Origin of the sequence: Glycomyces amatae (assembly GCF_020991375.1) — a bacterium.
GTDB lineage: Bacteria > Actinomycetota > Actinomycetes > Mycobacteriales > Micromonosporaceae > Glycomyces > Glycomyces amatae.
In genome coordinates this window covers 306800-319525 of the sequence record NZ_JAJLQZ010000001.1, presented here as the reverse complement: position 1 = coordinate 319525, position 12726 = coordinate 306800, and the positions used below count along the sequence as shown (strand labels likewise).

Genomic DNA, 12726 nt, shown 5'->3' with positions numbered 1-12726 from the left:
TCTAGGCGTAGGGGTCGTCGTCCTCGTTGACGTAGCCCCACATGTTCTGGTTCTCGACCAGGTCGACGTCGGCTTCGCGCTCCTTGTCCTCCGCGGGCCTGGCGACCCCGGCGCCGGCGGCGCCGCCCATCATCGCGGCCGAGCCCCTGGAGCCGGAGCCCGCGGCGGCGGCCGCGGGTGCGGCCGCCGCGCCGGCGGTCGCGGGGCCCATGGCGGCCGTCGTCGCGCTGGTGGCCGCGGGGGCGGCCGCGGCGGCGCCGGGGCCGGCGACCGTGCCGTAGCCGGATCCGCCCGTGGCGGGATCGCCGCTGGCGAGGCCGCCGCCGGGCCGCTCGCCGCCGTCGTCCTCGGCGGGGGGCTCCTCGCTCCCGGGGGCCTCGCCCGAGGGCGGGTCCAGGGACGGGTCCTCGCTGGCCAGGGGCGCGGAGGTGCCGGCGGGCTGGTCCATCGGCGGGGGTTCGAGGTCCATGTACGCGGGGTCGGCCGCCGCGGGGTACTCCTTGTCGCTGCGCACGGTGCGCACGGTGCGCTCCTCGCCGTCGGTGTCGGCGCTGCGCTGGTCGATGTCGTCGTTGATCTCGCCGTGCCGGGCGTCGTAGGCGCCCCAGCTCTGGTCGACGAGGGTCCCGTAGTGCTCCATCGCGTCGGCGACGGCGAGCTCCTTGGCCTCCTCGACGGTGAGGCCCTTGGGGTCGAGGCCCTCGCGCTCGACGTTGACGGGGCTGGCGTAGTAGTCGACGTAGTGCACGATGCGCTCGTCGATGTAGTCGATGATCTCGGTCGCGAGCTCGGGTTCGGCGCCGCCGAGGGCGAGCACGTGCTCGGCGTCCCGGCAGGTGTACTGGATGCAGTCGCCGTGCCACCATGCGGGTCTGATGTGGACGGACACCCAGCTGTGCCACTCGCCGTCGATCCAGAACTGCGGTGCGGGGTAGGGGATCTCGCCGGAGTCGCCGCCCTGGAGGGAGTAGAGCGCCTCCTCGGTCGACTGGAGGCCCGCGACGGTGGCGTCGATGTCGTCGATGAGGTCGTCGACCAGTTCGCGGGTCTTCCCGCACGCGGCCTCGAAGGTCTCGAAGTCGGTGCCGGACCAGCCTTCGGCGAGGTCGGCGAGGTTCGACCTGATCCGCTCCGACCAGTCGGCGAGGCGCCCGGCCACGTCCTCGGTCCAGGCGCCGCGCAGGCGCTCGATCGAGTGCGCGTCGGCGTACTCGGGCCGCACGGCGCCGACGGCGGCCCGGAAGTCGGCCTCGGTCGGGAAGGCCATCCCGCCTTCCTTGGGGCGCAGCCGGTACAGCTGGCGCTCGACGGGGACGGCGGAGACGAGCTGCTGCCAGGCGGTCTCGGCGGGGTGCGCGGTGGGGTTGGCGCACCCGGGGTTCGAGCAGGCCTGGCGCTGCGGCGGGACGTACTCGTCCGGGAGCGTCTGGATCGGCCCGGGCGCGGAGGGCTGCGCGGTCGCGGGGGCGGGCTGCACGTCTCCGAACGCGGGGGCCCCGGCGGCCGGGGCGGCGGCGTCGAGTCCCTGGTAGGACTCGAGCGGTTGGTCGCTCATGGGTGCGCACCTCGCGGCGGGAGAGGGGTCGGTGTCGCCCCTCACGGTAGCAACCGGACGCCAGGCGCGGAACCCTCGAACGCCCGGCGGGGGCGTGTTCGCCTTCGGTGCGGCGTCCGCCGGCTTCGATGTCGGCCTCGACCGCGGCGGCGCCGGGGCCCGGTACCCCCCCTCCTCCGCGGTCTCCGCGTACCGCGCGACGGTCACGCCCGGGGCCGTGGAGCGGCGCGGGCCCGGGCTCACCGCCCTTGCGCCTCTTCGGGATCGGGGATGTTGCCCTCCCACAGGTCGCGGAGGCCGCCGACCGCGCCGAGCCCGGGGCCGCCGAAGCCGCTTCCCCGTTCGCTGCCCTGGAGGGCGTGCAGTCCGGGGCTGACCGCGGCGTGGCGGCCGCCGGAGGTCGTCATGAGCGCGTCGAGTCCGTACGCCGCGAAGCCCTCCAGCGTGTCGGCGACATCGGCCCCGGCGATGTCGACGGGGTCGCCGGCGCCCTTCTGGAATCCGAACGTGAAGGCGGTGAACCCACCGGTGAGGGCGGCGCAGTCGCTCGCGAGGGAGGCGAGCGCGGACTCGAAGCGCTTCACGGTCGCGGCGAGAGAGTCGGCGACGGTCCGGGCGCCGGCCATGATCGCGGGGGCGCCGGACGCGGTGGAGGCTCCGGCGAGGGCGGCGAGGTAGGCGGTGAGGTGGGCGTCCATAGCGGCGGCGCAGGCGGTGAGGAAGAGCCAGTAGACGGTGAGCGTCACGGCGAAGGCGACGAGCTGGGCGCCGATGAGGAGGGCGGTGGCGGCGAGCTCCTGGAGCTGGCGCTTGACGTTCCCGGCGGCCTCGGCGAAGGCGTCGGCGTCGTCGCCGGACCAGTGCTCGGGGGTGACGGCGTCGATCTCGGCCTGGAGGGCTTCGGCGGCCTCGGTGTTCTTCTCGGCGAGCATGATCCACGCGCCGCCGGCCTTCATGACGTCGCCGGGGTTGCACTGGTTCGTGTACACGCCGGCGGCCAGGGACTGCACGGCGGGACCGAAGACGACCGCGGGCGGCGCGATGGCGACCGCGCAGCCCTTGATGACGCCGTCGTAGTACGGCGCCATCTCCTCGCCCGCGTCGTAGATGCCCTGTCCTGCCGACATGCCGGTCCCCTTATTCGCCGCCGAACGAGCGCGCGCAGGCCTCGTCGGCGTCTTCCATGTCCTGCGCGCACCCGTCGAGGGCCTCGCGCATCCGGCGGAAGGACTCGGCGGCCGCGGCCATCGACTCGGTCGCGGCCGAGACGGCCGTCGTGTAGGAGGCGGCCATCGGCAGCGCCACGGAGGCGTGGAGGCCGCGGTCGACGGCGCTCAGCTCGGGGAGGATCGCGTCGGTGCTCTCCAGGACGGGGACGACGTTGGCGTCGATGTTCGCCCCGACCTGTCGGACGAATGCGGCGTCGAAGACTCGTCCCATGTCACTGCCCTGCCTTTCGCTGGATGGTGTCGTTGAGCTGCTGGATGCGCTCGATCATCTGCATGGCGGCGCTGCCGGCGCGCTGCGCGTCCTGTGGCGCATTGTCGACCGCCTCCGCCACCTCGGCGGGGGCGGCGCCGCGGGCGCGCTCTTCGGCGAGGGTCCGCAGTTCGCCGCGGGCGCGCGCGATGAGGGAGGTCAGGGCTTCGCCGAGGCCGTCGACGCCGCGCTTGCGGGCGTCGGGTCCGATCCACACGCCGGCGACGGCGCGCTCGGAGCTGGAGGTGACGCTGAGGTCGCCCTCGTCGGCATGGACCTCGGCGTTGAGCACCTCGCGGGCGGGTTCGGCGCGGGCGCTCTGGGCCCGGCGCATGGACTTGAGGACGCCGTCGAGCCGGTTGGCGACGGCGCGGTCGACCTCGGGGTCGCGGCTGAGGGTCTCGGCGGGGGCCTCGATGCCGAGGCGTCCGCGCATCATGGCGGCGAAGGCCTCGTAGCCGCCGCCGGCGGCGGCCTGCTGGAGCCGGCCGACCGCGTCGGCGCCCGCGGCGAGCGCGTCGTCCGCGTCGGCTCCGGGGCGCGGCAGCCGTCCGGCGAGTTCGGTGACCAGGCCCGCGACGACGCCGGGCGGCTGCCGGAAGCCGGCCGCGGAGACCTCGACGATGATCTTCCCGCCGTCGACGCGCAGGGTGACGTACTCGTCGAGGTCGGTGAAGATCGGCTCGGCGTCGTTCACGGTGGCGGCTCGCTTCGGTCGAGGTCACCCCGAACAATAGCGAACCTCCGTTTACGGAGCGTTCGCCCCGGTTTCGGCGCCGCCCCGGAGGGTCACCGGTCGGACGCGGCCTCCGCGTCGGTCCGCTCGCCGTCCCCGTTGCCGTTCTCGAGGGGCCAGACGGTGGCCTCCACGGACCCGACCAGTTCGAGGGGGCCGACGAGTGAGGCGGTGCGGGCGACGGTGAAGTCGTCGAGGGCCAGGAGGCTGATGCCGCCGCGGCTCTGGGCGACGGCGGCGTAGAAGGCGCCGGTGCCGCGGTCGCGGAAGACCCAGCCGGGCCGGGTGTCGGTGGGGATGGTGGGGACCTTGGTGCGCTGCAGGCTCCCGGTCGCGGCGGTGTCGGGCGCGTACGGCGACACGGGGTGGCGCGGCTCGGGCGCGGCGGGCGGCGGGTAGTCCTGCGACTCGGGTTCCATCGGGGTCTCCGTGTAGTCCGGCATCTGGTAGCGGGTCGGGTCGCCCGACACCGGGATCGGCGGCGGGGCCGACGCCTGGTCGGGCACCGCGATGAGGGTGCGCATCTCGACCTTGCCGGCCACGTAGCTCACCAGCCACAGCCCGATCGCGAGGGCCAGGAGGTCCATGCCGACGGCGAGGAGTACCCGGAGGTTGGCGTTCAAACCGGTGCCGATCTGCGCCAGGGAGAACAGTCCGGCGGCGAGGGCGAAGACGACCAAGCCGAGGAGGGCGCCGGTCATGACGGCGGGGCGGCCGAGCCTCGGGAGCGGGGCGGAGGGCCACTTCTCGGCGGCGCGCACGCCGCCGAGGGCGGCGGCCGCGAGGGCGGCCACGGCGAGACCGGCGACGGCGAAGGCGACCGCGGCGACGGTGAGCCGCCCGGCGATGTCGTCGATGTAGTCCATGGTGGTCTCCGCGAGGTCGGTGCTCGGCCTGGTGGCCGGCGGTGTGGGCATGAGCGTGCGGCACCGGGCGGTGCCGCGCGTCGGGGTCTATTGTGCGGTGCCGGCCCGGTTTCGAGCGTAGGACACCGGGCCTCTCCAGTTTAGTGTCGGATTACCGACACGGAGTGATCGCGCCCACCGGATTGTCTTTCCGCGGTCAATCGGTTTCACTGTGCCGTGGCGGGCCGAACGGTCGCTCTTCGAGCCGACGAAGGTGCGTTCCGTCAGGGGCCCGGCATATGATGAGGGCAGACCCCGCAATGGGTTGGGAGACAAGAATCATGAGTGAAAATTGCGTTACGTGAGACTCGAGTGACTCCTGTGACGGAAGGATGGGACTGACGATGATGAGAGAGACACTCTGGACGGTGGCCGCGCACGCCCAGGCCGGCGCCGAGATCAACACGCAGGGGATCATCGGATTCTTCCTGTCCCGGATCGCCCCGATCCTCCTGGCGATCCTCGGCCTCATCTTCATCGCCCGGGCCAACAAGGGCGAGGTCAGCCGCGTGCTGACCTCCTCGACCATCGCGATCCTCGGCATCGCCTTCATCGCCGGCGCCGTGGTCCTCGTGGCCGTCGGCGGCGGACTGGTCGACGTCCTCTTCAGCCAAGAGGACTAGCACGCCCCACATCGCCCCTGAGGTAAGGCCGGACGGAGGACGCCCATGCGCTTGCGCACCGACGACGACATCTACCGTGCCCGCCTGCTGTACCTCGGGCCCCCGGGCTACACCCTCCCCGTCCATCTCCCTTACGGGCAGTACGGGGCCTTCGCCGCGATACTGGCCCTGTTCATGTTCCTCCGATGGGTCTTCACCGGGGACGTCGAGCTCTTCCCCTCGATCGAGATCGCCCTCGCCCTCGTGGCCACCTCGCTGATCTTCCGCTACGTCGACGCCGACCGCCCCGCGACCACGGTCCTGCGCACGCTGCTCACCGATTGGAAGCACACGCGCGACGCCGGCCAGGAGACGCGGACCCCGACGTTCACGACCCGTTCGATCCGCCTGCGGCCCGCGCTCGTGGAATCCGACCGACCTGAGGAGCGCCTATGAGCGGCGAGGATCGCCGACAGCCCGTCGCCAAGTTCTCCGCCCCCCGGCCGCCCGCGCCCGTGCGGGACCGGGAGCGGTCCGCCGGCGATCTGGGCGACGACGCGACTGCGCTCGCGGACGCCGTCTTTCGGGCGGAGCCCGTACAGAGGCAGAGCCGGGCGGAGCCCGCGCAGCGGCAGAACGGGACCGAGGCCGCGCAGTGGCAGAGCCGGCCCGACACGGCCCCCGCCCCCCAGGCGCCGACACCGCCGAGGGCGGCAACCCCGCCGGCCCCGGTCCACTCCGCCCCCTCGTCGGATCCCGTTCGACACGCCACGCCACCTGCGTCGACGACCCCGCCGTCCACCGCTCGTCCACAGGGTTATCCCCAGAGTTATCCACAGAATCAGCCGAGTTATCCACAGGGGTATCCACAGCGTTACCCACAGGCTCCGACCAGCGGGAATCCACAGGGTTATCCACAGAACAGCGGAAGTTATCCACAGCAGGCCCCGAGTTATCCACAGGCTGTTGACCAGGGCCGCGGAAGTGTTTCCACAGGTCGCAAACCGGCCTCGCAAACCGGTCAGCGGGTGCCGGGGCAGGACCTCGTCCCGGTCAGGAAGACCCGCACCGACGCCGTCCATGTGGAGACGGCCGACGACAAGCCGACCCGCGTCAAGCCCATCGGCGGCCACAAGGAGCGCCAGCCGCTGCGCGAGCTGAGCCTGACCGAGATCGCCGGGCACGTCACGTTCACGCCCGCCTCGGTCACCGCCTGGTACGCGCTGCCGGGCGTGCGCTGGTCCTTCCGCCCCGACCTGGAGCGCGAGGCGCTCATCATCGCGATCGCCGAGCAGTTCGCCGGCCTCGCCGGGATGCGCGTCCACCTGCGGCGCACCACCCGGCCGTTCCCGGCCGACCAGTGGGCCCGCACCGTCGACCGCTACACCGCCCGACCGCTGCGCACCGTCCCCGGCGGCACCAGCTGGGCCGACCACCTGGTCGCCGCCCAGCGCCACCTCCAGCAGCTCTCGCACGCCGAAGGCGAGACCTACCTCGGCATCACCTTCTCGCGGCGCGGCGCGTTCGACCAGCTCGGCGAGAAGGTCGGCCGCATGTTCGGCCGCGGCACCAGGCTCTCCGAGCGCGAGAAGATCGAGAAGCGCAGCCTCCAGTTCGACGAGGTCCTCGGCTCCTTCGGGATGCGCGCGCGCCGCGCGACCACCGCCGAGCTCGAAGGGCTCGTCTACCGGTCGGTCGCCCTCGGCATGGAGCCGCCGCGCCTGCTCTCGGGCTCGGGGAGCGACTGGGAGGCCGGGGACGTCCTGGCCCTCACCGAGTCGATCGAGCGCTACCGCAGCCCCTACGGCTCCACCGTCAAGCTCGTCAACCGCCTCACCGGCGAGGAGAAGCACACCGCGGTCCTCACCGTCGGGCGCATGGAGGAGCTCGAGATCCCCCAGCGGCACGAGCCGTGGCTGCACTTCCACGAGCGCTGCCCGTGGCCGGTCGAGCTGTCGAGCCGCATCGACATCCTCGGCCCCGGCGAGGCCTTCCGCGACCTCGACCACCGCCTGCGGCTCATCCGCAGCCAGCAGCGCGACTACGACGAGCACGCGATGGACGCCCCGCCCGAGCTCCAGCGCCTCGCCGAGCGCGCCCTGGGCGTCGGCGACGAGATGACCACCGGCCTGCCCATCGACGCCGCGCGCGCCCACGGCTGGCACCGCCTCGCCGTCACCGCCGACACCAAGGAGGAGTGCCTGGAGCGCGCCCGCACGCTGATGCAGATGTACCAGCGGGACATGCGCATCAGCCTCCAGCACCCGAAGAACCAGGACTGGCTGGCCCGCGAGTTCATCCCGGGCGAGCCGGTCGCGCAGACCGGGTACGTGCGGCGCATGCCCGTCAAGCTCTTCGCCGCGGCCCTGCCCCAGGCGGCGTCCACTGTGGGCGACCAGCGCGGCGACCTCATCGGCCGCACCGCGGGCACCTGCCGCCGCCCGGTCTTCCTCGACCTGCACTTCGCCACGGAGGTCCGCGAGAAGTCGGGCCTGAGCGTCTTCGTCGCCGAGCCCGGCGGCGGCAAGTCGACCCTCATGGGCGCCATCGGGTACCTCGCCGCCAGGCGCGGCGTCCAGGTGACCCTCCTCGACCCGTCGGGCCCGCTCGCGAAGCTGTGCGAGATGCCCGAGCTCAAGCCGTTCTCGCGCGTGCTCAACCTGACCGGCTCCGAGTACGGGACCCTCGCGCCGTACGCGCTCATCCCGTCCCCGCGGCGCGAGCACTACGAGGACAGCGCCGACGGCCAGCGCGAGTACGACATCGCCGTCTCCAACGCCCGCTCCGAGCGGCGCATGCTGGTGCAGGACATCTGCGCGATGCTGCTGCCGCCGCAGGTCCAGCGCGAGGCGAGCACCGCCCGCCTCCTGCGCCACGCCGCCCGCCACGTCCCGGCCGAGGAGGACTCCGCGCTCGAGGACATCGTGGAGACCCTCCAGGACGCCGAGGACCACATCACCGGCGATGGCGCCGAGCTCGCCGCGCTCCTGCTCGACACCGCCGAGATGCCGCTCGCGAAGCTGTTCTTCGGCAACCCCGACAAGGGGGTCCTGGAGGACGACACGGCGCTCACGGTGATCACCATGTCCGGGCTGCGCCTGCCCGACCTGGGGATCGAGCGCGAGTACTGGTCGGCCGAGGAGGCGCTGGCGCTGCCGATGCTGCACACCGCGCACCGCCTGGCCGTGCGCCGCGCCTACGGCGGCGACATGCACCGGCGCAAGCTGGTGGGCCTCGACGAGGCGCACTTCATGGAGGGCTGGAAGTCCGGCCGCTCGTTCCTGGTGCGCCTGGCCCGCGACTCCCGCAAGTGGAACCTGGCGGCGCTGGTGGCGAGTCAGAACCCGAAGGACATCCTCGGGCTCGACGTGCAGAACCTGGTGTCCACGGTGTTCGTCGGCCGCATCGCCGAGGACGCCGAGGTCGCCGAGGAGGCGCTCAAGCTGCTGCGGGTGCCCACGGGCGTCGGCTACGAGAGCGTGCTCGCCTCACTGTCCGAAGTGGATGCGGCGGAAACGCGGAAGCTCCCCTACCGCGAGTTCGTGATGCGCGACGTGGACGGCCGCGTCCAGCGCATCCGCGCCGACTTCAGCTGGGTCCGCGGCCTGCTCGACTACCTCAACACCACCCCTGGGGAGGAGCAGTGACCGACCCCTCCGCGCACGACCTCGCCCCTCCCCCGACCGGACAGCGATCCCCCGGCTTCGCGAAGCGCGCGGCCGGACGGCTGGCGCGCATGGTCCTCGTCCTGGCCACAGCGGCCGGGGCCCTGGCGTTCACGCCCGGTACGGCCGGGGCGCAGGGCGACGAGGGGTGCAGCGACTACGAGTGGCACACCGAGTGGTCGGGCTGCCTCGACGAACTGCCCACAGGTCAAGAGCTCCCGTGCGAGGCCGCACCCCAACCGGCCTCACCGGACTCGGGCATGGCCGGCTGGTTCGCCGAGCCGAGCCGACTCGACAAGAGCGAGGGCATCGGCACCTACAGCGCCTACGGCTACGCCGGTTACCAACTGCCGATGTACGGCTCGCAGCAGATGAGCATCGGCGGCCAATGCGTCGACTCCGTCTCGATCCCGAACGGCGCCGATACCGCGAACGCCCTGGCCAACATGGAGTTCAACCTGTCCGTGGCCACTGTGGGTGCGGCGAACTCGATGCGCCAGGCCGCGTGGGAGCCGGACAACATGTGGGGCTGGTCGAACCGCTTCATGGAGCAGGGCACCGAGGTGCTCTACAGCCAGATCTTCACCGTCTTCGGCGCCGTCACCGTCGGCCTCATCGGCCTCTACCTGCTGTGGCGCTCAAGGCAGGCCGACATGAACAACGCGGTCACCACCGTCGCCTGGGCGGTGCTGATCCTGGTGCTCGTCACGGCCGTGGTGCGCTGGCCGGTGAAGGCGGCCGAGTACACCGACCAGGCGCTGACCATCGGCATGAACCTGAGCACGGTCCTCATCAACGACGACGCCGTCGAGGGCTGCATCCGCGAAGACGGCATGGACCAGGACCGGTACGACGAGCTCAAAGAGCTCAACGGTGAGAACTTCTGCATCGACACCCGCACCGCCGCCGTGGTCGCCTCCGACACCGTCTCCGGCCAGGTCCTCTACCAGAACTGGCTGCGGACCATGCTCGGCCAGAGCGAAGAGGTCACCTACCAGGAGCGCAACGGCGAAGTCGTCGAGGATGCCGAAGGCAACCCGGTCGTCACCGAGTCGAACGCCGCCTACAAGTACGGGCCCGCCCTCTTCGCCGCGCAGGCCTTCTCGTGGGAGGAAGATGCCGAAGCGCAGGACCCGGGCACTCGCAACGACCTCATCGAGGAGAAGCAGGAGACCTGGCAGAACCTGGTCGCGCAGATCCAGACCGAGGACCCGGAGGCCTACGCGAACATCAGCGGCCAGCGCGCCTGGGAGCGCACCGGCACCGGCTTCCTCGCCCTGCTGACGGCGATCTTCTTCTCGCTGTTCGACCTCACCGCGTCGATCCTCATCATCCTCGGCTTCATGATCGTGCGCTTCGCGATCGTGGCCCTGCCGATCATCGGCACGATCGCGCTCCTGCGCCCCGCGGGCGGGCCGTTCAAGCGCCTGGTCAACACCGTGCTCGGGGCGATCATCAACGTCGCGATCTTCTCGCTGGCGGCGGTGATCTACATCTGGGCCTCCAGCCGCATCCTCGCGACAGCGATGCCGGTATGGCTGCAAGTGGTCATGATCGGTCTGCTCGGCGTCGCCGCATGGCTGCTCCTGAGACCCGGGCGGCGCATCGCCGGCCTCGTGGCCGGCGGCGGGCCCGCGGACGCCTTCCTGGGCCGCCGGATCGACTCCGACAAGAGCGCCGAGCGTGAACGCGAGCTCGACCGTGCCAGGCAGCGACGCAGCGACGCCAGGCCCGAGGAGTCCTCCGACACCGTCCGCACACCGCGCGGGACGAGCGACCCGCTGCCCGAGCAGCAGACGACCGCCGACAGGCCCGCGGGCTCGACCAGCGGGGCCGCCGGTTCTTCGACCGGTGGCGGGTCCAGTGGCGGAGAGGTCTACCGGCCTTCGAGAGGGGAGTGATCGATGAACCGCGCCCTCCGGATCATCTTCTCCCGGTACGGGATCGTCGCCATCATCCTGGTGCTGGTGCTCGGGGTGATCGCGCTGGCCCAGACCCGCGAGCAGACCCCGCTCGACGGCGGCGACTCCGGAGCCGAGAGCCCCGAGGGCGCGCCGACGTCCGAGATGATCACCGCCGACGACGGGTTCGCGACCGAGGAGTGCGAAGGCGACGGCTGCTACGCGGAGGAGGAGCTGCCGCAGGAGGCGGTCGACCGGGCCGTGGCGTTCACCGAGGCCTGGCTCAACCCGTACGGTTACGGCCCCGACGGCTGGTACGACTCGATCGCCCCCTACCTCACCATCGAGAGCGCCGGGCTGATGCAGGGCGTCGACCCGATCTCGGTTCCCGCCGAAGAAATGACCGGCGAACCCGCCGCCGAGGGCCAGAAGGTCACCGTCGAGCTCGACACCGGCACGCTGACGCTCACGATGACCGAGGGCTCCAACGACTGGACGGGGAACGACTGGCTCGTCTCGGCGATCGACTGGACGCCGGCATGAGCGGCATCGGCGACGATGAGGTGAAGGAGCCCCGGTTCCGCGTCCCGAAGCGGTTCCGACCGCTCATGTGGACGCTCGCGGTCCTCAGCGTCTGCTGCCTCGGCGCGGTGGTCTCGATCGTGCAGCTGCTGTCCGACCAGTCGAACGACGAGGACGGCACGGTGACGCTGGCGGGCTGCGGCAGCGACGTCGTGATCGACCCCGACGCGGAGTTCCCCAAGATCGGCCCGTACGGCTCCGAGCAGATCAAGAACGCCGCCATCATCATCAAGGTCGGGCAGGACCTCGGCATCCCGGTGCGCGGCTGGATCGTCGCGGTGGCGACCGCGATGCAGGAATCCGGTCTGACGAACCACGGACACCTCGGGGACCGGAACGACCACGACTCGCTGGGCCTGTTCCAGCAGCGGCCGTCGACGGGCTGGGGCACGCCCGAGCAGGTCACCGATCCGGTCTACGCCTCGACCAAGTTCTATGAGAAGTTGCAGACCATCGAGAACTGGGAGAGCCTGCCGCTCACCGTCGCGGCGCAGCGGGTCCAGATCTCGGCCTTCCCGGACGCCTACGCGAAGCACGAGCCGCTGGCGACGCAGATCGTGGACACGCTGACCGGCGGGGGTTCCCGCGTCTCGGCGGTCGACACCGATCTGGGGACCTGCGCGCAGCCGGGCGACTTGTCGGCGGCGGGCTGGATGGCGCCGGTGCGGGCGCCGATCTGGTCGGGCTTCCAGACTCCCGAGCGTCCGACGCACCACGGCGTGGACCTGGGTGCGGAGCGGGGCACGCCGGTCGTCGCGGCTTCGAGCGGGACCGTGATCACCGCGGAGTGCAACGCGAGCCTGTACGGGGAACCGTATTCATGCGATGTGGACGGATCACCGGAGGTCGCGGGCTGCGGCTGGTACGTCAACATCCTGCACGCCGGCGACTACCTGACCCGCTACTGCCACTTCCAGTACGCGCCGCAGGTGAAGGAGGGCGACGTGGTCCAGGCCGGCCAGCTCCTGGGCTATGTGGGCACCTCGGGCCGCTCCAGCGGCCCGCACCTGCACTTCGAGACGCACCTCAACGGCGACCGCAGCTCGGCGGGCGCGGTGGACCCGGTGGCCTTCATGAACCAGATGGGCGCCCCGCTCGGTTTATGAGCGGGTGTCCGCTGGGAATCGTTCGGTCCGGCTCTTTCGGCAAGTCAAGCGGTTCACGGTTTCATCCGGTCGGTCCGGAAACCTGATGCCTTGCGAGCCAAGGCTCCCCGATAATCCGGACTTTGCGCTCAGATGGACGCCGATGAGTAGAATCGCCGCCTCTGCTGGTCGATTCGAGTAAAGGTGTCCTGAATA

Annotated in this window: 10 protein-coding genes and 1 pseudogene; 6 read left to right on the top strand and 5 right to left on the bottom strand. The window is 71.6% G+C overall.

Annotated elements, in window-relative coordinates; translation table 11 throughout:
* Position 1 precedes the first annotated feature (1 nt).
* The 5 genes from LO763_RS01540 to LO763_RS01520 all read right to left on the bottom strand — a co-directional run bounded on the left by LO763_RS01540 (position 2) and on the right by LO763_RS01520 (position 4687).
* On the bottom strand, positions 2 to 1555 hold the full coding sequence (locus tag LO763_RS01540; protein WP_230600084.1) for a hypothetical protein: 1554 nt from the start codon (positions 1553 to 1555) through the stop codon (positions 2 to 4).
* 239 nt (positions 1556 to 1794) lie between these two features.
* Positions 1795 to 2682, bottom strand: coding sequence for a PPE domain-containing protein (locus LO763_RS01535; RefSeq protein ID WP_230600083.1), 888 nt, complete (start codon positions 2680 to 2682; stop codon positions 1795 to 1797).
* A gap of 10 nt (positions 2683 to 2692) precedes the next feature.
* Positions 2693 to 2995: a hypothetical protein gene (locus LO763_RS01530; protein ID WP_230600082.1), complete on the bottom strand. Its 303-nt coding sequence runs from the start codon at positions 2993 to 2995 to the stop codon at positions 2693 to 2695.
* Between the two features lies 1 nt (position 2996).
* Positions 2997 to 3731, bottom strand: a complete 735-nt coding sequence (locus tag LO763_RS01525; protein ID WP_230600081.1) for a hypothetical protein — start codon at positions 3729 to 3731, stop codon at positions 2997 to 2999.
* 92 nt (positions 3732 to 3823) lie between these two features.
* Positions 3824 to 4687, bottom strand: a complete 864-nt coding sequence (locus LO763_RS01520; protein WP_230600080.1) for a hypothetical protein — start codon at positions 4685 to 4687, stop codon at positions 3824 to 3826.
* Between the two features lie 332 nt (positions 4688 to 5019).
* On the opposite strand from LO763_RS01520, the gene LO763_RS01515 reads away from it, so the two are divergent.
* The 6 genes and pseudogenes from LO763_RS01515 to LO763_RS01490 all read left to right on the top strand — a co-directional run bounded on the left by LO763_RS01515 (position 5020) and on the right by LO763_RS01490 (position 12531).
* On the top strand, positions 5020 to 5298 hold the full coding sequence (locus LO763_RS01515; protein WP_230600079.1) for a hypothetical protein: 279 nt from the start codon (positions 5020 to 5022) through the stop codon (positions 5296 to 5298).
* Positions 5299 to 5343: 45 nt separating this feature from the next.
* Positions 5344 to 5733: a hypothetical protein gene (locus LO763_RS01510; protein WP_230600078.1), complete on the top strand. Its 390-nt coding sequence runs from the start codon at positions 5344 to 5346 to the stop codon at positions 5731 to 5733.
* Positions 5734 to 5966: 233 nt separating this feature from the next.
* A pseudogene (locus LO763_RS29520) lies at positions 5967 to 8924 on the top strand (ATP-binding protein); the annotation flags it as partial.
* Complete coding sequence (locus tag LO763_RS01500; protein WP_230600075.1) at positions 8921 to 10843, top strand: hypothetical protein; 1923 nt, start codon at positions 8921 to 8923, stop codon at positions 10841 to 10843. The pseudogene LO763_RS29520 and the gene LO763_RS01500, both read left to right, overlap by 4 nt.
* A gap of 3 nt (positions 10844 to 10846) precedes the next feature.
* Positions 10847 to 11386 carry a hypothetical protein gene (locus tag LO763_RS01495; RefSeq protein ID WP_230600073.1) on the top strand — a complete coding sequence of 180 codons (540 nt, stop codon included), beginning with the start codon at positions 10847 to 10849 and terminating at the stop codon, positions 11384 to 11386.
* The gene (locus LO763_RS01490) at positions 11383 to 12531 is read left to right on the top strand and encodes a M23 family metallopeptidase (protein WP_230600072.1); all 1149 of its coding nucleotides are present in this window, start codon (positions 11383 to 11385) and stop codon (positions 12529 to 12531) included. Before LO763_RS01495 ends, LO763_RS01490 begins: the two co-directional genes overlap by 4 nt.
* Positions 12532 to 12726 lie beyond the last annotated feature (195 nt).

Bases quoted from the DNA above. Each gene is read 5' to 3' on its own strand.
- LO763_RS01540 (WP_230600084.1), bottom strand. From the start codon at position 1,555: ATGAGCGACCAACCGCTCGAGTCCTACCAGGGACTCGACGCCGCCGCC.
- LO763_RS01535 (WP_230600083.1), bottom strand. From the start codon at position 2,682: ATGTCGGCAGGACAGGGCATCTACGACGCGGGCGAGGAGATGGCGCCG.
- LO763_RS01530 (WP_230600082.1), bottom strand. From the start codon at position 2,995: ATGGGACGAGTCTTCGACGCCGCATTCGTCCGACAGGTCGGGGCGAAC.
- LO763_RS01520 (WP_230600080.1), bottom strand. From the start codon at position 4,687: ATGCCCACACCGCCGGCCACCAGGCCGAGCACCGACCTCGCGGAGACC.
- LO763_RS01515 (WP_230600079.1), top strand. From the start codon at position 5,020: ATGATGAGAGAGACACTCTGGACGGTGGCCGCGCACGCCCAGGCCGGC.
- LO763_RS01510 (WP_230600078.1), top strand. From the start codon at position 5,344: ATGCGCTTGCGCACCGACGACGACATCTACCGTGCCCGCCTGCTGTAC.
- LO763_RS01495 (WP_230600073.1), top strand. From the start codon at position 10,847: ATGAACCGCGCCCTCCGGATCATCTTCTCCCGGTACGGGATCGTCGCC.
- LO763_RS01490 (WP_230600072.1), top strand. From the start codon at position 11,383: ATGAGCGGCATCGGCGACGATGAGGTGAAGGAGCCCCGGTTCCGCGTC.